Here is a 19,828-nt window from a genome sequence, read left to right on the forward strand (position 1 = left end):
GGGGTATGGAGTATGAAAATCTCTACATTTAATGCGAAAACCAAGAAAAAGAAATTTGTGAATGCAGAAGAAATCAATGCTTTCAAGGTCGCATATGGAAAGCCTTTAAATAAAAAGGATTATCTTCGATATGCAATTATTCCAGGATTAGTTACAGGGGTGTTTTCTTTTCTATTGCTCTATATATGGTGGGTATCGCTAATTTTAGGATGCATTGGAGCGTTATATGGATTGAAAGTGCTAATGCCTAAAATAATTAAAAGGGCATATGAGCGTGATTCATTTCGGGAAAGAAATAAGTTTGTTAATAATATGACTTCACTCTTGGCGAATGATAGCCAAACGTTATTAACTTCGTTAGGAAGAGCGAGTGATCGTTCGCAAGGAGAATTAAGAGAGGACTTAAAAATATTATTAGCAAGCGTAATGGGGGCGGATCAAGAACAAGTACTTCAGGCTTTTAAACAAATGTCCAATAAATATCGTGAAGATATTACATTCGACCAGTATTTAGAACAGCTTGAAACGTGCGTGTTAGAGGGGAGAACGAATCTGGAAACATTGAAAGATATCAAAACGCATCACAATGAGACGAAGGAAAAAAAGGATGATTATGAGCGTAAAAAAGAAGGGCATCTAAAAGATATGAAAATGCTTTGTGGGGTAATCGTGGTGTTTGTACTTGCGATTTCTTTTTCTTTTGGATTTAAGACGTATTTAACGGCATTCGCAGGGCATCCGATTGGCTGGATCACAAGTGGTATTTATATGACATTAATGTTTTTCTTCTTTAAATCCTTTACTACATATCTTTTTGATGACTCAATAATGGAGGTCAAAACATGAGAGTAGTAGCAGCTAAAAGTATTAAACAGAACCGCTATAATCGACTGTTTGCTGAAGAGGATTTATACAGCATGTTAGAAGAGATGGGAAATACCCAACAAATGATTAATAAGTTTCAAAAGAAACGCTTAACCCAAACAATCTTACTGGGCTTTTTCGGGTTGTTACTAGGCTTGTTTTTCACAAGTTGGTGCTATCTGTTAGCGTTTGGGCTACCGTTCTTCTTCTATCGTTCTAAGTATACGCATGTGACCAAAACGTATAACGCTTTTAAGTTTGAAAGACATTTGAACTTCTCTAAGTTTACAAGGCTGCTGATTCCTTATTTGAAAGAAGCGGGTGGATCAACAAGCTTGTATCAAGTTTTTCGAAAGATACTGAACCGAATGGATAATCCAGTAGATAAGAATTCATTAGCTAAGTTAATGTCTGAAATGACGGATAAGCCCAATGATATTCAGCCTTTTACGGATTACGCTATGCGTTCCAGTGGAAGCGATATGTCGATTAATATCATGCAAACGATATATGATTTCCAACAAAACTCTAGTGATACCAATGTAATTAATGAGTTAGGGCAAATGGCAAGTGCGGAATTACAAAGAGCGATAGATGAAATCATAGCTTTTAAGTTAAGAAGATTTAACTTCTTTCCTACCAAAATTGTTATGAGTTCTTTCATATTAGTAGTCGGATTTGCGGCAGCGGTGCTAGTACATCACTTATCAGCTATTAATCTCTCATAAATGATAAGAGAGGGGGAATGAAAATGAGCGGGTGTGAATTATGCTAGATAGTTCAATTATGTTAATAGTGAAATGGTTTGTAGGGCTAATGTTAATCATGATGATGGTGGCAGTAGCCCTTTTTTCTATTCAATTAAGCGATGTGAATTCGTATAAACAGCAAGTTAACTATCAAATTGAGAGACATGGTGGATTAACAAAAGAAGCCGCAGCCAATCTAAAAGATTATAGCGAAAAGCAGTATCAAGGGGCTTTAAGCGTTAAAAGTGATCAATTAAACAAAAAAGTGAACTTTGGTGACGTAGTTGATTATCAGGTTGTAGCCAATTTAAAGATTATCCTTTTTGACCTACCTGACGTAAAAATGGAGTTTCACGGTTCAGCAATTTCACAAGTGCGCTAGAGAGAAGGTGTTAAAGAAATGCTTGAAAACAATGTGTTTCGCTTAATGATTCTTATGGGTGGCGTAATTGCACTCATAGCGATCGTAACGCTTTGTGCAGACGGAATTCCTGAAGTTGAGGATGTATTTCAGCATTTTATCTCTCATAAAAATACAAAGTATTAAGTAAAGGAGTTAAGCAATATGGCAACTTCACCAAGAAGAAATAAGGTAGAAAAAGCACCATATCAGGATGCTGTAACAGTGATTTTAAAGAAAGAGGGAAAGACCTATGAAAGTTGGTCACAAGAGATTGTGAATAGCAACTGTCTGTCCCTGTTACAAGGTGAAAATCCTAAGTGGCGAAACAAAATGCTAGAAGACGCTTCAATGGAGATTATTGCAGATTCAGTTGTTAAACCAGAAGAAAAAAGACAAAACCACTCTAATAATTAAGAAAGAGGTACTTAATCATGAATTTACCAAAATTAAATTTACTAGAATCAGCAAAGAGTTCTTTGCAAACAATAGGCTACAATGATTTCTTTGACTCTGTGAGTTCTGCTTTGACAAGTTGGTCTGGAAAGTTACAAGGACTTGGCATAGCGGTTATTATTTTCTGTGTATGTATCATTGCCTTCATGTTCATGTTCGGCGAAGGACCGAGTCGTACAGCAAAAAAATGGTTACTGTACATTGTTATTGGTGGCGTTCTTTTATGGGGAGCAGGAACTTTCGCAAGTACAGTTCAAGGTGTTACAGCTGGTTTCTAATAAACACACTGGAAGAGAAGCTTACTAATTGTAGGCTTCTCTATTATTTTTAAAAAATCCTATACATGAAATGAGGTTAAGAGAGTGTATATTGTAGAGTTTTTACAAAAAGAACAATCGAAAGCTTTCAAAAAGTTTTTAAAGAAGAATAAAGCAGGGAACGGAAAACAATTAGGGTTAAAGGCAACAGAAGAGTTAATTCAAAGGTATATTGAACACAATCAACAATCTGATCAAGTGTTATTGTTACTACAAGATGTGGAGAATGAAAAAGCTTATGAATTTGAATTGCCTGTACAAGTGGGGGGTAAATTTTCTTTACTTACTTCCATTTCAAACGATCTTGAAAAGGGAACTGATTTTGACTTAGGAATGGAAATCAAACAAGGTATTTTCGAAAGTTACAGAGCTGAAGAAGGTGGAACGGCTATAGAACATGAGGAAGAAGCGCCTAAAAAGAAAAAAGGTGGATTATTCGCTAAATTATTTGGGAAAAAGGAAGAAGTACCACATGTTGATAATGAAGTGAAAAAAGAGTTTGCAGGTGTAGAGGAAAATCCTTTTGAAGAAATGCCTATGCATGAATTGAAAAGTAAGGGAACACATCATTTTGAGGATGAAGATATTCAGGGGCTACAAGAACATGCTGCTGCTTTAGATCAGAAAGAAGAGGATGATCCATTTGCCATTGAAGAGGAAGAACAAGAGGAATTACCTACAGGAGTGAACTTGGAAAAAGGGGCTGAAGGACTGCCATTTCCTACAAATGAAGTTGATTCAGTTCAAAGTATAGAAGAAGAGCTATTTAGTAACAATTCAGACGTTCAGAAAACAAATCAAGAGCCTGTAATTGAAGCTCAAAATCAAGATGTATCATTCCCTGATTATGAAGAATATCTAAACCTTAGTGAAGTTGAGACAAAGCAAGAAAGATATGATTCACGATTTACTATCAAGCACTTATTAAGTCGGTTTGGTATGAGTGAGGAAGCAACTACAGGGCTTGAAAAGAAAAAATTACAATATGCAAAAAATGTGTTAAGTGGAAAAGATTTTTTGCTGATTCAAGATAAATATTACCAAGAAATAAATAATTTGAGAGATGAAATCCGTTTGGCTCTTGAAAATACTTATAAAGAAGTCATGATGCGTGATTATCAAAAAGAAGCTGAAGAAAGGCTGCAAGACATTTTTGAACAAGGTTTTCAAACGAGGTTAGCAGAGTTAAATGAGTTTGAGAATAAAGAAGTGCAAGAAATGCAAAAAAAGTTATCCGCATTTACTGAAAAGCAACGACTAGCATTAGAATCTTTTAAATTGCAGCAAGAAGCAGAATTGACGGAATATCAAATGGAATTAGAAGGGCGTAAGAATACGTTAGTAAGTGCTTGTGAAGAAGAATTAAAGAAAGAAAATGAAATTGAAAAGAAAAAAGCAACTTTAGAGAAAGTGTATGAGTTGAAAGTTGAAGGCAAAAAAGAACTGATCGATAAAAAGAACGAGTATTTATCTGATTCTATAGAAATGACAGAACAAATTATGAACGCTGCCAATGAACAACAAGAAGTGGGGTTTGCAGTTTTAGAGGATAAAATTAAGCAATTAATCCCTGAATGGAAAGAAGAAATTCAAGCAGAGCATGATAAAGAAATGAAAGAACGTCAATTAAAAATAGAAGAAGAAAAGAACAGAATTGAAATAGAAGCACTAAACTTACAACAAAGAAAAGAAGAAGCAAAAGAGGTAAGAAGTAACGACAGGGAACAGAAGCTATTGAATATTATAGAAGATTTAAAAGAAAAATTATTAAAAGCTCATGCTAACCCAGAACAACAGCCACCACAACAACCAGTGATGCTGTATTCGCAACCTGTGCAGCAGCCGATAGTTATGTATCAACAACCAGTACAACAACCTACAATGCAGCCACAACAACCTGCAATGCAACAACAAACAAAAACGTCTACAAAAAAGCGGAGAACATTTTTAGCTAGACTAATGGACTCTGAGTAGGTGGTCAGTAAGGAGGGAATGCGAAAATGGCACTATTAAAATTCAAGCGGAATAAGTACCTTCATCATAATTACAAAATTGATGGTGAAGACCTGCCACAAGAAAAGAATAGGGTAAACAAAAAAGCACTCGCAATTTCTTCACTTGCGGTGCTTTTTCCTTTAGGTGGATTAAATTTTGTAGCAGGTACGTACTACGCCATTGTAAATGAATTATCAAAAACGGTTGAAAAGCCAACTATTTTTGATGTATTTGGTACGGATTGGGAGAAAAGTATTTCATTTAAAAATGTTTTTCTTCCTGTTCTGCCTACAAATATGTACTTGTTTGGTTTATTAGCTTCTACGGTGATGGGTTTTTTGGTGTATTCAAAGATTAATTATCGAAGTGACGAAAATGTAGCTTATGGTCAAAAGGGGGATAGCCGTTTTACTACAATTGAAGAAATTCAAGAACAGTATAGAGAAATTCCTGAAACTACGAAAACGTTTGAGGGGTATGGAGGTGTTCCTGTATCGCATTATAAGGATAAATATTATGTCGATACAGATACAGTCAATACAGCAATATTAGGGGTTTCTCGCTCAGGTAAAGGGGAAACGATTGTCGTACCAATGATTGATAATTTGAGTAGAGCAAAAAATCAATCAAGCTTGATTGTAAATGATCCAAAAGGGGAGCTATATAGTGCATCTAAAGAAACGTTAGAAAAACGTGGATATGATGTTCAGGTTCTAAATATCTTAGATCCCTTGCAAGGAATGTCGTATAACCCTTTGCAGTTAGTGATTGATGCATGGGTGAATGGCGATGACCAAGAAGCAGCTAAACGAGCGAATACATTAACATTCTCTCTTTATAACAATCCGAATGCGGGGGATAATGCGTTCTTTAATACATCCGCACAAAATGCGATTAACGGTATTATTCTCGCCATCGTGGACTATTGTGTGAAGAATGACTGTATTGAAAAGATTACGATGCACAATGTATCTCAAATGTTGAATGAATTAGGTACTTTTTATTATAAAGAGAATCCTGATGATTTTACCGAAAAGAGCGCACTAGATGAATATTTTAAGAACTTACCGCAAGGTAATGTCGCAAAGATGCAGTATGGATCAACTAGCTTTGCAGGAGAAAAAGCAAAGGGGTCTATTCTAGCAACAGCCAATCAAGGACTACAAACTTTTGCGGATAAAATGTTTGCGAAAATGACTTCGAAATCAAGCTTGGATTTAAAACAAGTCGGTTTTCCTAAAAACCTATTTTTTCAGTTGGATGAACGATTTTTGAATAAACGTGTAACGGTATCGTTTCATAAGAATAACCAAGAAAAAACGGAGATTGGAAGCTATGAAATTAAGGTGAAAGCCTTAGGTATGTGCAACATGAACTTCGATGAATCTCTAGAAGATGGAGATTTATTACTCATTCGTTATCAAGATGCAGAAAATCCAAACAAGAAGTACAGATTATTTTATAGCTTACATTTTGAAAAACTGCTAGATGAAAAGGGTCGAGTTGTTTATCAGAAAAAAGAGGGATGCGGACATAAACCTGAGTATCAGCGTCAAGTCACACTGATTTTAAAAGCTAATACTTTTCCTTTACAGCCAAAAGCAAAGTTATCGTATTCCAATAAACCTACAGCTGTATTTATGATCGTCCCCGACTACGATAAGTCGAACCACGCACTTGCAAGTATTTTTGTTAAGCAGCTGTATACAGAGTTATCTATGAATTGTAATGATACGAAGGGTAAAAAGTGTTATAGGCGTGTCCATTTCCTACTAGATGAGTTTGGTAATATGCCACCGATTGATGATATGGGCGGGGTATTAACGGTCTGTGCAGGACGGAATATGTTGTTTAATTTGGTGCTTCAGTCTTATTCGCAAATTGAAAAACTGTACGACAAAGAAGCGACAGAGATTAAAGATAACTGCCAAAACCATATATATATTATGTCTACCAATAAAGACACGATTGAAGAAATATCACATCGAGCAGGACATAAAACGGTTATTGGTAAATCTTCAAACGAAAGCCACCTAGAAACAGATAATAAGATAACAAAAAATGCGGATCAGCAGCGTATTATTTCTCCCGAACGCTTGGCACAATTCATTGAAGGAGAAACATTATTACTTCGTGCATTACATAGACAGGATTTAAATAGAAAGAAAGTCAGAGCGTATCCGATTTTAAATACAAGAGAAACAAGCATGCCGTATCGTTGGCAGTTCTTAGGGAAGGATTTTGATACATCAAAAGATTTGAATGGGATTGATATACCGTCTCTGCATACAGGGTTAGATTTAACAGACTTATATTTGAATTTCTTGGATTTTATTATAAATCCAGTTGCAAAAAAAGAATATATCAAGAAACAACAAGCAAATCCTGTAGTGAAAAAAGAGCAAACGGACATTAATGAAGCTATAAAATCACTCATTGGTCTTGTGAAAGAGAAAAGAAATAGAAACGATACAGAAGATATTCAGAAACGACTTGTACAAATATTATTAGATTACGCAACGGATACTATCAGCCCTAAGACAGAAGAAGTGGAATTTTTAATAGAACATTCTTCAAATCATGAAGTGAAGAAATATCTAGAAAAATTATTGGACATGTTGGTAGATTAATTGATTTGAAATCAAGCAGAAAGGTAGAAAAGCAATGGCTACTATGAAAATAAAAGAATGGTTGATAAGAAGTAAAAGGGTAATGACAGTAGGAGTTTTAACACTTTTTATACTGATCTTTAGTGTTACATTCACACCGATCGCATATGCTTTTGATTGGTATGATTTTTTTCAAATTAAGGATGTGGATTCAGAAAAAGCAATAGCCTTTTTAAAAAATGATTGGATACAATATGCTGATTTTTTAGGTTCTATTTGGCAAACAATTCAAGGAGGGATAATAAAGACATTACTCTATATCGTATCAGCGCTAGAAGGACTAATTCCTGACACGTTTTCTTTTTTCGATGTGCTAAAAGATGCAGGATTAAATGACTTTGCATCATCTATTATAAAGGGTTTATTCTATGCCTTATTCGTATTAGTTGTCGTATGGTTAGGGATTAGAACAATCATTCAGCATAAGCCCCCACGTTTTAAATCAGTAGGGGTTAACATCATTGTAATGATTGGCTTACTAGGTGGATTGAATGAATTGATGGCAGATATGCAGAAAATATCCACTGATTTCTTTAAGGAAACGACAAACACTAGTAAGACCAAAGATGGTTTAGCTTGGGATTTAGTCAAACAGAATACAGCGGATTTGCTTTATTTAAGTAAAACGGGGTTTGATCCAATACAAGGGAAAAAGGAAAATGAACCAGCAGTTTCATCTACGGGTCATAAACAAAAAAATGGGATGGGAAAGGATATTTTTTTAAAAGCAAATTTGGGGGATGTAGTAATACCAGAAACTATAGATAAGTTGGCAAAAGTTGATGGAGTTCCTGAAGAAACTCAATTTTTAACTTACAAAATTACAAACGATGGAGATAAAGAAGTAATAGAGGAAATAAAAGATAGTGTATTTAATCCGTTTAAGTCGCAATTCCCCGGGGGTTATGTTCGTTATCCGATGAACTTCGGGACTATATTTTGGGGGTTATTAGCTCTAGGAGTTGCTTATTTATTTACTGTTTTTGTATTTGTGATGACGATATTTGAAATTGCCATGAAGAAAATTATTGCCCCGATTGTGTTCGTTACGGATATTGAAACGGGCGAAAAAACAAAAATGGTCATGCAGGATATCTTTAAAGGATTCTTAGTATTTGCTTTTACAGGTTTAAATTTACGATTCTATACAATTATCGTTAACTATTTAGCAGAAAAAAACATCAATGCATTTTTATATATCGTAGCAATGGTTTGTTTAACTATCGCATTAATTAAAGGATCAGAATCTATTTTAAAATACTTTGGTGTTGATGTTGGATTAAAAGAAGGAAAAAATCACTTAATGGGTATGGTTGGCGGAGCTATGGCAGCGAAGGGAGCTATAAAGGGCGCTGGTCGTATGTTTAGTGGAGCGAAGAACCTAATGAGTGGTGGAAGTGGACAAACGAGAGAGGATACGCCTAAACGCTCTGAAATGGACTCGAATCATGAGAGTGCTGATCTACATGGAGAACAAAAGAATAATGCTAAAGGCGGCGGTATGCAAGCGAAGAAATTTGCTAGAAATACGGGTGCTGCGTTGAGTTATGCTACGAATCGTGGAGTTGGCGGCATGATGAATGATGCAGGAAATAAAGTGGCTGAGACTGTTGGTGGCGCTGTTGATAAAGGGAAGGAAAAAGTATCAGGCGTTGCAAAAGGCGTATCGGACGGTGTAAAAGGTACTGTAAGTGAATTTAAAAGTGGTCAAGCGCAAGGTAAAGAAAAGGCACAAGAAAACGCTGATCGTCAAACACTTAATACAATAGGTAAAGGTATTCAAAATAATGCAAATGCAGGTATAGAGCCATCTGCTAGCCCTAAGATGGCTAATCGTTCGAATGTAGCTTCTATTTCAAATGAAGGGCAGCAAGGCTATGTGAAAAGCGAAAGACAAACAGCAGAACGGGAAATCGAATTACAAAACAAACTAAAAAACAATGTGAAAAGCGAAAGACAAACAGCAGAACGGGAAATCGAATTACAAAACAAACTAAGAAATACGGGAAGTACTGAAGCATCGCAAGGCAATGTGAAAAGCGAAAGACAAACAGCAGAACGAGAAATCGAATTACAAAACAAACTAAGAAATACGGGAAGTACTGAAGCATCGCAAGGCAATGTGAAAAGCGAAAGACAAACAGCAGAAAGAGAAATTGAATTACAAAACAAACTAAGAAATACGGGAAGTACTGAAGCATCGCAAGGCAATGTGAAAGGCGAAAGGCAGACAGCAGAAAGAGAAATTGAATTGCAAAATAAATTAAGAAATACGGGAAGTACTGAAGCATCGCAAGGAAATATGAAATCAGGGACACAAACAGTACAGCGTGAAGTGAACGTTCAAGATACATTAAGAAGTACAGGTGGAACAGGAACAATCAATAGTGATGCAAAATCAGGTGTAGCAACGATACAGAGAGACGTAAATGTACAAAACAATGTAAGAGGAAGCGAAACAGTAGATAGTACAGTAAGAGCAGGTGCAGCAACAGTACAACGTGATGTGGATGTGCAAAATAATGTTCGAGGTAGCAATGAAGCAACATCAGATATAAAAGCAGGTGCAGCAACAATACAACGTGATGTGAATGTACAAAATAATGTAAGAGGAAGCGAAGCAGTAGAAAGTAATGTAAGAGCAGGTTCAACAACAGTACAGCGTGATGTAAATGTGCAAAACAATGTAAGGGGAAGTGAAGCGGTAGAAAGTGCTGTAAGAGCGGGTTCAACAACAGTACAGCGTGACGTAAATGTACAAAATAATGTAAGAGGAAGCGAAGCAGTAGAAAGTAGTGTAAGAGCAGGTTCAACAACAGTACAAAGGGATGTAAATGTACAAAACAATGTAAGAGGAAGTGAAGCGGTAGATCATACAGTAAGAGCAGGTTCAACAACAGTACAGCGTGATGTAAATGTACAAAACAATGTAAGAGGAAGCGAAGCAGTAGAAAGTAGTGTAAGAGCAGGTTCAACAACAGTACAAAGGGATGTAAATGTGCAAAACAATGTAAGAGGAAGCGAAGCAGTAGATCATACCGTGAGAGCAGGCTCAACCACGGTACAACGAGATGTGAATGTACAAGAAAATGTAGTAGAAAGAACAAAGTCAGGATTAAGACAAAGAGGAAGTAAACATAATCGGACAGATCAATTGCGTAGAAAATGAGATTAGGAGGGTTAAATGTGAAAGTAATTGATATTGCGAATCAAAGAAGAATTTACTTTGAAATGAAGCAACGAGAATCACAGGCTAGTATTTTAATAATAATAGCGGGATTGTTTGCTGCCGTTGCTATACGGGTTTTTCAAATAAGTTTTGAATTAGATCATTTATATCATTACATTGTTATTTTTTCCTTTCTAACTTATTTTTCTCTCCATCTGCACTCGAATAACAAGTCATCAAAAAATAGAGAGAAAGCAAAAGGGATTTTAAAATGAATAATTGGATATTTGCTATCTTGATGTTAGGAGTTGCGATTGTGTTAAGCATAATCGCAACTTTTTTTAAACAGATTTTTACGATTTTTAAAAGAAGAAAGAAAAAAGAGCCTGTGTGGGTAACGGTAACAAACGCTGAATATCTAGACAGAGATTTTTGTAAGGGCAAGGAACAGAAAGATAAGAAGGAGCATGATTAATTATGGAAATGATGCGTAATCCTAAAAATACAAAGCAAGAAATTAAGTTAGCCTTCTTTTATATCATGGATGGAGCAATCATAGTTTTAATGTTAGTTCTAGCAAGTTATATGCCGAAGGTTGTTCCAGTCGGAGGATTTGGAAGGATTATGTTTTATGTGCTGTTTGGAGCGTTGGGATTGTTCTTATGCATTAAACCACATAACAGTCCTACAAACAGAAATATATTTGTGATTTTGGATATGTTGAAGATGGACAATAGAAACTATCATCCAATTGAAGTAAATACCATAAGCAGCGAAACAAAAAAGAAATAGGAATGAAAGGAGAGTGCAAATATAGCATTCTCTTTTTTTTATATCTCAAGAAAGGAAAGATGAAGATGAAAGTTGCGACAGTTGAATCTAAAAAAGTAAACCGAAAGAGACAAGTTGAGTCAGAGAAAAGTAATGGAAACCAAAGTTTTATTTCAACAATCTTTGCTTCTTTTAAAAATACGGATGCATCAATTGTTGATGTTGCACCTTATAAACGACTGGAACAAAAAACAGGAGTCTTAGTGGATCGTAGAGACAACTTGCAGGTGTATTTAAAGGTAAAGACTACGGACTTAATTTCTATGAACAAAGATGATTTAAATCGATTTATGAATCAGTTAACTAGTTTATGTCGTGTGTATCATGAACCATTTAAAATTTTGTCTCTAACGTACTCTACAGAAACAACAGAACAACAGGTGTACTGGAAGCGCATGGCGCTACGTTATCAAGGGAGAATGAGTCAAGATGTGTCAGAGAGAAACGAAGAACAATTATGGTATCAACGCTACAGTTTAGCAATTGAAAATTTAAATCGGGTACTTTGGGTAGAAAAGAATTTAAAGGAATTGGCGTTCTTTATTGTTGTGTATGCAAAAAGTGAAACAGAGTTAGTGAAGAATGTGAAGGACATGAAGCGCTATGGTGGACGTCAATTTAACTTGCAGAATATGAAAGCGAAAGAAGTTGAAAAGCTAATCTTTAAATTGCAAAACATGAATTCAGAAATGTAAAAGGAGGAAACAAATAATGGTGAAGTTAGGGAAAAAAGAACAACAAAAATATCGTGCTGAAGGATATGATTTAGATTTTATTTCGAGAGTGCAGCCGCAAGGTGGCATTAAATTTAATGAGAAGTATATAGCGCAAGGCGATTGCTATGTCGCATGTTTACATGTGTATTCTTTAGCTGAAGACATTCCTCCGCTATGGCTAACGGCACTCATGAACAATAAAGATACCGTTTCAAGTGTAGACATAGCGACAGCAAATAAAGAAGAAGTAGTAAAAGATATTAACCGTTCCATTACTGAATTAAAAGACCGTATGACATCAGAACGTCGTTCTACTGATCGTGACGATGCTCATTGGGAACTACAAAATTTAACAGACTTTGCTCGTTCTATTACGCAGCAAGGCGAAATTGTTAAACTCATACAGTTACGTATCTTCATATATGATCCAGTGTTAGAACAACTAGAGAAGAGAATTGGAGATATTAAGAAAGAAATTGCGGGACAGAACTATAAGGCACAAGTATATGTCTTTAAACAAAAAGAAGAGTGGCAAACATTGTTTGCAAGCTATGACGATCAAATAGAATACTTAGGAGTCAAAAATGGTTATCCTTTACCTTCAAAAAATATTGGTTTCGGTATTCCATTTCATCACCAAGATTTAAAAGATCCAAGAGGAATTTATCTCGGACAAACTTCTACAGGTGGAGCATTTATTTTAGACCCATTTTTCTCTACAAGTACTAGAACATCATTTAGTGGTTTTATCTTCGGTAAGATGGGTGCTGGTAAATCAACACTACTTAAACAAATCGAAGAGGGATTGGTTGCGAAAGATTGCTTCATTCGTGGTTTTGATAAAGCAAGGGATTATTACACAATTGTACAGCAACAAGGCGGTAAAATAATTGATTTAAGCGGGGTTCAAGATTCGGAAGAAGTAGAAACAGGAATGATTAATCCTTTAGAAGTATTCGCAACAAAAATCACAAATACAGGTGCAGTTGATGAGAAAGGTTCATTCATTCAACATATTTCTAAAGTCACAAATATGGTTCGATTCTTAAATTCAGAATTTGATGATACGGTGATTCAAGAGTTTCGTAAACATTTGTATGCGTTCTATATTGAGTGGGGACTTGTACCTAAAAAGGGAAGCGATCGCCTGTACAAAGTAACGGGATTTCCTCCTAATCACTATCCGATTTTAGAAGATTTTTATAAATATTTAAGTGAGCTGAAGCTAGAAGTGGGAGCAACACCACAACGTCACCGTGATTTAGAAGCAATCAAATTGCAGGTGGAGGACATGATTACGGTGTACGGTGATATGTTTAACGGTCATACAACACTTAAAAACTTTGAAAATGAACAGATCGTTTTCTTTGATATTGATGGAATTTCAAAATACGATAAATCAGTTTTTAACTGTCAGTTGTTTACCGCCTTAACTTTGATTTGGAGTCATGCGCTTAAAAATGGTCGTCAAATGAAGTATTTACGAGAAGAAAAAAACTTATCAATAGAAGACGTTAAGTACTTCATGGTTTTCCTTGATGAGTGTCATAACATTATTAATTCGCAAAATGAATTTGCCAATCGTTATGTACTAGAGTTCGAACGTGAGATGCGAAAATTCTTTGCAGGTATATTTTTTGCGACACAATCACCGCAAGAAATGTTACCACCACCGGGAAGTACAGTGGATGTGTCTACAATGAAAGCCATCTTTGAATTAACTCAATACAAAATATTCTTGAACATGGATAACTCCGTATTAGAGACTTTAAAAAGCGTTTTAGGTGAGAGTTTAACAGAATCAGAGTTTCGTATCTTGCCTGAGTTAAAACGTGGGGAAGCAATTGTACAAGTAAGTTCTACTGAGACATATAACGTGATGTTTGATCCTGACGAGAAGCAATTAGAACGCTTTAAAGGTGGTCAGTAAAATGGCAGCTACACAAGAAACAGCAATAGACAAGTATAAGAAAGTGAAAAGAATAAAATGGCTCGTTCGCTTGTTAGGTGGTTCTACAGGAGTAATAATTGCGGCAACCATTACGATTCTTTTAATTGTTAGCATGGCGATTTTGGGTGGGGATAGCTCTACAGGTACACCGAATGGTGGCATAAGTGGGAATGCGACAGTGCAGAATTTACCACCTGAGGTCATGAGGTGGCAATCAATGGTGGAACAAGAATGTGCAGCGCAAGGTGTACCAGAGCTAGTTCCATATGTGCTAGCAATCATTATGGTAGAGAGCAATGGTATTTCAGAAAAACTACCCGATATTATGCAGTCTAGTGAGTCGCAAGGATGGAAAATGAACACGATTTCCAATCCGAAGGACTCTATTTATTATGGTGTGATGCATTTAAAAGGCGCATTTGATGATGCGAAAATGCTAGGAATTAATGATTTGTTAGCCATTGTACAAACATATAACTTTGGTCGTAATTATGTGCATTGGTTAGCGACAAATAGTAAAACGCATTCTTTACAAACGGCTGATTATTACTCTTTAACAGTTGTTGCTCCTGCGGGTGGTAATAGGAATGGAACAACAATTGGATACAGTCAACCTGTAGCAATTGCTTACAACGGTGGTTATCGCTATATCAATGGCGGTAACTTTTATTATGCAGAAATGGTGAAACAATATTTAAGTTTTAATAACGGGACTGCACCAGTAAATGGATCAGAAACTTTTAAGAAAATAATGGAGGAAGCTTTGAAATATAACGGAAACCCGTATGTTTGGGGCGGTAAAACTCCTGCACAGGGATTTGATTGTAGTGGATTAACATCTTGGGCATTTAGAGCAGCAGGAGTCAATTTAAATGGTTCAGCATCAGAACAATACTATGCAACTGTAGAAGTTGATCCGAAAGATGCACAACCCGGCGATTTAGTTTTCTTCAAAGGGACATACGGTGGGCCCGATCATGTAAGTCATGTAGGGATATATGTTGATGCAAATACAATGTATGATTCTGAAAGTTCAGGAATAGGGTATCACCAATTTACATCAGCAGGATGGCAAAAGTACTATGCAGGAATTAGAAGAGTTGTTCCAAAATAAAAAAGAAATGGGTGCAAAATAAATGAATAATCTATCAAAGATTTTAGGTGTAGTGTTGATTTTATCACTGGCTTTTAACGGAATACTGAGTTATAGCACAAAGAAAGAATTTGAAAAGAAGGATAAAAAACATCATGTGACTGTAGCGGAAAAAGAAAAGCAAATCGGAGATTTAAAAGTGAAGTTGGAGCAGGAAAGTAAAAAAGTAAATGAGGGTGCAGCGGACGAAAATAAAAAAGAAAGTAATCCAACATTAGATTTACAAAACAAATATAGAGAAGTTGCAAATCAATTCGTACATGCTTATTTAGATTACTCGGTACAAAATAAAGGCGAAAGACGAAACAACTTGTTAAAAATAACGGACAAAAAGGTAGTAGATGTAGTAGCACCTAATACAGAAGATTTAGGCGATCCAAACTTCAAATCACATGTAAATAAGGCTACGATATACATTAATTCAGAAGGTGATATTTCTAAGAAATGTACGGCTTTACTTGATGTGGAGTACACAATTGAGGGATTAGAAAATAAAAAAACAACGATCAACAGTGTTGTAAAGATAACGCTAGAAAAGCAAGGAGAAGAAATTAAAGTTGTAGAGTATAATCCATATCCAGCGAAACGATGAATAGAAAATGATGTAATAGAAAAGCCCCTTACTAACTAGTATGGGGCTTTTCGTTTAACAAATAAATCTAACAGGAAGGAGTAACATCATGCTTTTGAGTGAACTAAAACCCAATCATGATTATATAAAAGAAGGTAGGTATTTAATTTTAAGTCTACGAAAAAAGAAGGGTATTCGAAAAGATAAGTTTATTGAAATCCCAATAACATGGTTTGATTATAACTTTGGGGAAAAAGTGGAATGGCTCATTGTACGTGAATATCAGTCTAGTGTTAATGGGAAAGAAAAGTATACAAATTATAAACTTGAAAACATTCACGCTCAAGTGAGCGTAGTCAATGTGAAAGGAGAAACAACAAAATGAATTTTAATTTTGGAATGAATAAGGAAGGTAGAAAGCCTGCAAATACAAAAAGGAAGGCGTATTTATATACTTTAGGAAGCTTTTTTACAGTGTTTTTTGTACTTTGTATTTCTCCTGTTTTTAGTGGAGCAACATATAAATTTGAAGAAATGAAAATAGGTGAGTATCAGAGTTTGTCCTCCACGGTAAAGATTTCAGTTGCAAAAAAAGAATACAATCCAGTCAATCAAACGTTACGAATTGATTATGAGTTAAGGGCAGATAATGACTCTCAAATTCTAAGTAATATGAAATACAAAGTAGAGAATAAATACATTAAACAAAAAGATAATAACGTGAAAACGAAGGTTTATCGGGCAAGTGATAACTACATTGTGGTCATTAGTGAAAATGTTCCTGAAGAATTTGGTGTTGTATCTTCGGTTGTGAAGCCTGAATATATTCATCCTGAATTGCAAACGGACGTGGATGATCTAAAGGAACGGAGCTTGAAAACGTACGTTTTAGAAAATGAAAAATTGATTAATAAAGAATTGAAAAAGGAATCGAAAGATTTCTATGAAAAAGAGTATCTTGCATTTTCGCAACAGGGATTGAGAAAAGAAATGAAAGAAATGGAGAAGAAAATAGATGATAAAGCTTCAGCTATGAAGCAATTAAAAATCAAAAATGAAAAGTTAACAAAAGAAATGGAGTACCAAACAGAGGGCGAAAAAGTGAAAACAAAAAACACAATCAATTCAAATGAGTCTACTATTAACAATCATCAAAAGGAAATTGATATGTTAAAAGAAGACATCAAAATGAAAGAAAAGAAAATTCAATTGTTGAGCGAAAAGAAAAAAACAATATAAAAAATAGTGTTTTTGAATGACCACTGAGTGACCACCGAGTACCACGGAATGACCACTATCCTTAAAATATGACCACTGAGTGACCACTCAGAGAGGAATAGTGATATCAATTTGAGTGAAGCAGAAACCTAATAGGCACAGCCTATTTAACCACTTTGTTTACAAAGTGATATCAGGTTTCCTTATGCTCTTTTAATCACTGTCTTTAGTTCTTAACTAGAAAGGAGGAAATGCGACTATTCTAGTTATGCATTTAGCAGAAAGGAAGTAATAACATGGACATCTTGTTAAGAGGTATTGATCCTAAATATATAAAAGATATTGATAAGAGGTGTGAATTAATAAGTGTGAAATTGAAGAGAAAGTATACTCGTGCAGAATACTTGAGAAGTCTCATTCAAAACGATGTAGAACATTCTTTGCTTCAGTTTAAGCAAGATAAATTTGATGAAGCAGTTGGCAATGTTACCGTGTCATTAGAAAGACAAGAGAATAAGTTACAAGAGTATATAGATGCAACTAATGAATTAATAATGAAATTAGCTACTCGTAATTAAAGACAGGAGAGAGAATATGAGTGAAGTGGTTTTGTCTGATACAGCAAAGTTTAAGATTACTAGAATTCATAATGATATTGTGGAGGAATACTTGCAGCAGCATCCTGAGTACAAAACTAAAGCGGATGTGTTTAGACGAGCAATTGGATTGTTAGATGAAGATATGAGGAAGGAAAAAGGCGAGGATGATGTATCACTTTTGAAAAAAGAAGTGAAAGGTTTAACGCAATCTGTTAATACAATGAAACAACAAATGGATGTATTAATTAAGTTAAATATGGAACTTATCTCACGATCAGGGAGCAATTTAAGTTTAGAAGAATTGCAGAAAGAAGTTAAAAGTGAAATTGCATCTGCTGTTACTAAGAAGTCGGAAGGTAAGTTCTCTCGAACTGTTAAACGTGAACCGATAGAAGTAAATATGCAAGAGCAGGAACACATACAGAGAGAAGGTAAAACACCGTCTTTTGCAAAGAAAACATTACCGATGATTACGGATGATGTACAAATTGTCATGAAAAAAGGTAAACCACATAAGGCAATTTCTAGATTAGGACAGACCATGTATGAGGAAATTGAGTGGGAACAAATCCCTGAACATAGACGAAATGAATTAACATAACTTGAAGGAGAATGATGTATGGGAAAATCACCAAGTATCATATTAACATCTCAATATACCATTCCAAACCAAAAGAGTTTTACAACGTATGTAGATTATTGCATGAGACAAAAAGCACTTTTGAAAGATGGACTTACCTTAACAAATACAGAATTAACCGAACTGAGTCGATTGCAAAACGCAATTGACTCTTTTGATATGGAGAGGGGAAGTCCTCATTCTAATCAAAAGAAAGTAAGTGTATCTGAAAAAGAAGCTGAAGCAAAAGTGCTTTTAACTTCTCCAAACAGTTTTAATACTACGACTGATTTTGAAAAGTATGTTAGCTATATGGGAAGAAAATATGCGCTAGAAAGCAAAAAGAAAATGACCAAAACGGAAGAAGAAGAGATGTCATTGCTCAATAAACATATAGAAGATTTGTCCCCTGAACAAATGCAGGAAAAGATAGAAGCAGAAGAAATTTTGTCGGGGGTTTTCTCAAAAGATAAAAATGTCATTACCTCTAATGATTTAAATGAAATAAAAGAGCTGGTGGGAAAAGCACAAAATAAAGGTTCGGTTTATTATCAAGATGTTATTTCATTTGACACAGATTTTTTAATCGAACAAAAATTATATGATCCTGTAACGGACGTATTAGATGAAAATCGGATTCGAAATGCAAGTCATAAGATGATGGAACAGTTATTCAAAGATGAACAAATTGAAGAGAATAACGGTTTTTGGTTTGCGTCCATTCATCGGAATACAGAACATATTCACGTTCATTTCGGAACAGTAGAAAAAGAAAATAGAAGAAAACTAGTTGAAGTGAAAGTGGATGGAGAAGTTTTTTATGAGCCAAAAGGGAAACGAAAACAAAGTACATTAGATCATATGAAAACCACCTTTGCGAATTCCCTCGTAGATCGTACAAGTGAGTTAAGTCGAATATCTAATCTAAGAAATAACTTAGTGCAAGAAGTTAAAAAGGAATATTTACAATCAAAAGATAAGCAACCAAGTAGGGAGGTTATGTTATTACAAGAAATCTATGATGGATTACCTAGTAACAAGAAAGATTGGACATATGGCAGCAAAAGAATGCCGAATGAAACAAGAAATAAGATTGATGAACTGACAGGATTGTTGATGAAAGACAATCCAATTTTCACTGAATATAAGGAAGCTGTAGAAAAAGAATCTAGCTTTCAAAAAGGTTTATATGGGGAAACGGAAAGGGAAGATAAGGATTACGCAAAGAATCAAATGAAAGATATGCAGAAGCGTATGGGTAATTCCTTACTAAAAGAATTAAAGAAAAAGAACCCTTATGAAGATAATCCGCTGTATCAATTTCAGCAAAAAAACGAACAGATTAAAAAGAAATATGAAAGGGGGCGGTCAAAAAACAGAGGGGGAAATCACAATTATTCTAAATATAAAGCGCCATTAATACGAAAAAAAGATGTGAGGAATATCGAAGCAACGTTGAATGATGACTTAACAAAATGGCGAGCGGAACGAGAATATGAGCTTGTACAACAACGTATTGCAAGGCAACAAGAAATGGATTATTGATATGAG

The 19,828-nt window shown here is 35.2% G+C and carries 21 protein-coding genes; all 21 read left to right on the forward strand.

Annotated features, from left to right (window positions below; genetic code table 11):
* Positions 1-12 precede the first annotated feature (12 nt).
* The 21 genes from DN392_RS27835 to mobP2 all read left to right on the forward strand — a co-directional run bounded on the left by DN392_RS27835 (position 13) and on the right by mobP2 (position 19,822).
* The gene (locus DN392_RS27835) at positions 13-846 is read left to right on the forward strand and encodes a hypothetical protein (protein WP_098292685.1); all 834 of its coding nucleotides are present in this window, start codon (positions 13-15) and stop codon (positions 844-846) included.
* Positions 843-1,592, forward strand: coding sequence for a hypothetical protein (locus tag DN392_RS27840; protein ID WP_149238181.1), 750 nt, complete (start codon positions 843-845; stop codon positions 1,590-1,592). Before DN392_RS27835 ends, DN392_RS27840 begins: the two co-directional genes overlap by 4 nt.
* A 40-nt stretch (positions 1,593-1,632) precedes the next feature.
* Positions 1,633-1,995 carry a hypothetical protein gene (locus DN392_RS27845; RefSeq protein ID WP_000887444.1) on the forward strand — a complete coding sequence of 121 codons (363 nt, stop codon included), beginning with the start codon at positions 1,633-1,635 and terminating at the stop codon, positions 1,993-1,995.
* An 18-nt stretch (positions 1,996-2,013) separates the two neighbouring features.
* Positions 2,014-2,160: a hypothetical protein gene (locus tag DN392_RS30570; RefSeq protein WP_179955930.1), complete on the forward strand. Its 147-nt coding sequence runs from the start codon at positions 2,014-2,016 to the stop codon at positions 2,158-2,160.
* Between the two features lie 18 nt (positions 2,161-2,178).
* Positions 2,179-2,430 (forward strand): hypothetical protein, encoded by a 252-nt coding sequence (locus DN392_RS27850; protein ID WP_149238182.1) that lies wholly within the window; start codon positions 2,179-2,181, stop codon positions 2,428-2,430.
* A 17-nt stretch (positions 2,431-2,447) separates the two neighbouring features.
* On the forward strand, positions 2,448-2,747 hold the full coding sequence (locus DN392_RS27855; protein WP_149238183.1) for a TrbC/VirB2 family protein: 300 nt from the start codon (positions 2,448-2,450) through the stop codon (positions 2,745-2,747).
* Between the two features lie 84 nt (positions 2,748-2,831).
* Complete coding sequence (locus tag DN392_RS27860) at positions 2,832-4,760, forward strand: hypothetical protein (RefSeq protein ID WP_149238184.1); 1,929 nt, start codon at positions 2,832-2,834, stop codon at positions 4,758-4,760.
* 26 nt (positions 4,761-4,786) lie between these two features.
* Positions 4,787-7,411, forward strand: coding sequence for a VirD4-like conjugal transfer protein, CD1115 family (locus DN392_RS27865; RefSeq protein WP_149238185.1), 2,625 nt, complete (start codon positions 4,787-4,789; stop codon positions 7,409-7,411).
* Between the two features lie 34 nt (positions 7,412-7,445).
* Positions 7,446-10,619 carry a pLS20_p028 family conjugation system transmembrane protein gene (locus tag DN392_RS27870; protein ID WP_149238186.1) on the forward strand — a complete coding sequence of 1,058 codons (3,174 nt, stop codon included), beginning with the start codon at positions 7,446-7,448 and terminating at the stop codon, positions 10,617-10,619.
* A complete protein-coding gene (locus DN392_RS27875; RefSeq protein ID WP_085782958.1) occupies positions 10,616-10,894 on the forward strand; it encodes a hypothetical protein in 279 nt (92 codons plus the stop codon). The genes DN392_RS27870 and DN392_RS27875 overlap by 4 nt, the downstream gene beginning before the upstream one ends.
* On the forward strand, positions 10,891-11,094 hold the full coding sequence (locus tag DN392_RS27880; protein WP_016085098.1) for a hypothetical protein: 204 nt from the start codon (positions 10,891-10,893) through the stop codon (positions 11,092-11,094). Before DN392_RS27875 ends, DN392_RS27880 begins: the two co-directional genes overlap by 4 nt.
* A gap of 2 nt (positions 11,095-11,096) precedes the next feature.
* Entirely contained in the window at positions 11,097-11,411 is a 315-nt protein-coding gene (locus DN392_RS27885; protein WP_149238187.1) for a DUF5592 family protein, read from the forward strand.
* Positions 11,412-11,476: 65 nt separating this feature from the next.
* On the forward strand, positions 11,477-12,145 hold the full coding sequence (locus DN392_RS27890) for a hypothetical protein (RefSeq protein ID WP_000861558.1): 669 nt from the start codon (positions 11,477-11,479) through the stop codon (positions 12,143-12,145).
* 16 nt (positions 12,146-12,161) lie between these two features.
* A complete protein-coding gene (locus DN392_RS27895) occupies positions 12,162-14,096 on the forward strand; it encodes a VirB4 family type IV secretion system protein (protein WP_149238188.1) in 1,935 nt (644 codons plus the stop codon).
* 1 nt (position 14,097) lies between these two features.
* Positions 14,098-15,231: a bifunctional lytic transglycosylase/C40 family peptidase gene (locus DN392_RS27900; protein WP_149238189.1), complete on the forward strand. Its 1,134-nt coding sequence runs from the start codon at positions 14,098-14,100 to the stop codon at positions 15,229-15,231.
* Between the two features lie 22 nt (positions 15,232-15,253).
* Positions 15,254-15,862 carry a hypothetical protein gene (locus DN392_RS27905; RefSeq protein WP_149238190.1) on the forward strand — a complete coding sequence of 203 codons (609 nt, stop codon included), beginning with the start codon at positions 15,254-15,256 and terminating at the stop codon, positions 15,860-15,862.
* Positions 15,863-15,950: 88 nt separating this feature from the next.
* Positions 15,951-16,226 (forward strand): DUF5513 family protein, encoded by a 276-nt coding sequence (locus tag DN392_RS27910; RefSeq protein WP_000926955.1) that lies wholly within the window; start codon positions 15,951-15,953, stop codon positions 16,224-16,226.
* Positions 16,223-17,080: a hypothetical protein gene (locus DN392_RS27915; protein WP_098819254.1), complete on the forward strand. Its 858-nt coding sequence runs from the start codon at positions 16,223-16,225 to the stop codon at positions 17,078-17,080. Before DN392_RS27910 ends, DN392_RS27915 begins: the two co-directional genes overlap by 4 nt.
* A gap of 275 nt (positions 17,081-17,355) precedes the next feature.
* Positions 17,356-17,637 carry a hypothetical protein gene (locus tag DN392_RS27920; RefSeq protein WP_016097309.1) on the forward strand — a complete coding sequence of 94 codons (282 nt, stop codon included), beginning with the start codon at positions 17,356-17,358 and terminating at the stop codon, positions 17,635-17,637.
* Between the two features lie 16 nt (positions 17,638-17,653).
* A complete protein-coding gene (locus tag DN392_RS27925; protein WP_149238191.1) occupies positions 17,654-18,259 on the forward strand; it encodes a hypothetical protein in 606 nt (201 codons plus the stop codon).
* Positions 18,260-18,277: 18 nt separating this feature from the next.
* Positions 18,278-19,822: a MobP2 family relaxase gene (gene mobP2 / locus DN392_RS27930; RefSeq protein ID WP_149238192.1), complete on the forward strand. Its 1,545-nt coding sequence runs from the start codon at positions 18,278-18,280 to the stop codon at positions 19,820-19,822.
* Positions 19,823-19,828 lie beyond the last annotated feature (6 nt).

The sequence above is a fragment of the Bacillus sp. BB51/4 genome (assembly GCF_008368845.1).
Classification (GTDB): Bacteria; Bacillota; Bacilli; order Bacillales; family Bacillaceae_G; genus Bacillus_A; species Bacillus_A wiedmannii.

Excerpts from the sequence above, each read along its gene's own strand:
- DN392_RS27835 (WP_098292685.1), top strand. The coding sequence starts at position 13 with ATGAAAATCTCTACATTTAATGCGAAAACCAAGAAAAAGAAATTTGTG.
- DN392_RS27840 (WP_149238181.1), top strand. The coding sequence starts at position 843 with ATGAGAGTAGTAGCAGCTAAAAGTATTAAACAGAACCGCTATAATCGA.
- DN392_RS27845 (WP_000887444.1), top strand. The coding sequence starts at position 1,633 with ATGCTAGATAGTTCAATTATGTTAATAGTGAAATGGTTTGTAGGGCTA.
- DN392_RS30570 (WP_179955930.1), top strand. The coding sequence starts at position 2,014 with ATGCTTGAAAACAATGTGTTTCGCTTAATGATTCTTATGGGTGGCGTA.
- DN392_RS27850 (WP_149238182.1), top strand. The coding sequence starts at position 2,179 with ATGGCAACTTCACCAAGAAGAAATAAGGTAGAAAAAGCACCATATCAG.
- DN392_RS27855 (WP_149238183.1), top strand. The coding sequence starts at position 2,448 with ATGAATTTACCAAAATTAAATTTACTAGAATCAGCAAAGAGTTCTTTG.
- DN392_RS27865 (WP_149238185.1), top strand. The coding sequence starts at position 4,787 with ATGGCACTATTAAAATTCAAGCGGAATAAGTACCTTCATCATAATTAC.
- DN392_RS27870 (WP_149238186.1), top strand. The coding sequence starts at position 7,446 with ATGGCTACTATGAAAATAAAAGAATGGTTGATAAGAAGTAAAAGGGTA.
- DN392_RS27875 (WP_085782958.1), top strand. The coding sequence starts at position 10,616 with ATGAGATTAGGAGGGTTAAATGTGAAAGTAATTGATATTGCGAATCAA.
- DN392_RS27880 (WP_016085098.1), top strand. The coding sequence starts at position 10,891 with ATGAATAATTGGATATTTGCTATCTTGATGTTAGGAGTTGCGATTGTG.
- DN392_RS27885 (WP_149238187.1), top strand. The coding sequence starts at position 11,097 with ATGGAAATGATGCGTAATCCTAAAAATACAAAGCAAGAAATTAAGTTA.
- DN392_RS27890 (WP_000861558.1), top strand. The coding sequence starts at position 11,477 with ATGAAAGTTGCGACAGTTGAATCTAAAAAAGTAAACCGAAAGAGACAA.
- DN392_RS27895 (WP_149238188.1), top strand. The coding sequence starts at position 12,162 with ATGGTGAAGTTAGGGAAAAAAGAACAACAAAAATATCGTGCTGAAGGA.
- DN392_RS27900 (WP_149238189.1), top strand. The coding sequence starts at position 14,098 with ATGGCAGCTACACAAGAAACAGCAATAGACAAGTATAAGAAAGTGAAA.
- DN392_RS27905 (WP_149238190.1), top strand. The coding sequence starts at position 15,254 with ATGAATAATCTATCAAAGATTTTAGGTGTAGTGTTGATTTTATCACTG.
- DN392_RS27910 (WP_000926955.1), top strand. The coding sequence starts at position 15,951 with ATGCTTTTGAGTGAACTAAAACCCAATCATGATTATATAAAAGAAGGT.
- DN392_RS27915 (WP_098819254.1), top strand. The coding sequence starts at position 16,223 with ATGAATTTTAATTTTGGAATGAATAAGGAAGGTAGAAAGCCTGCAAAT.
- DN392_RS27920 (WP_016097309.1), top strand. The coding sequence starts at position 17,356 with ATGGACATCTTGTTAAGAGGTATTGATCCTAAATATATAAAAGATATT.
- DN392_RS27925 (WP_149238191.1), top strand. The coding sequence starts at position 17,654 with ATGAGTGAAGTGGTTTTGTCTGATACAGCAAAGTTTAAGATTACTAGA.
- mobP2 (WP_149238192.1), top strand. The coding sequence starts at position 18,278 with ATGGGAAAATCACCAAGTATCATATTAACATCTCAATATACCATTCCA.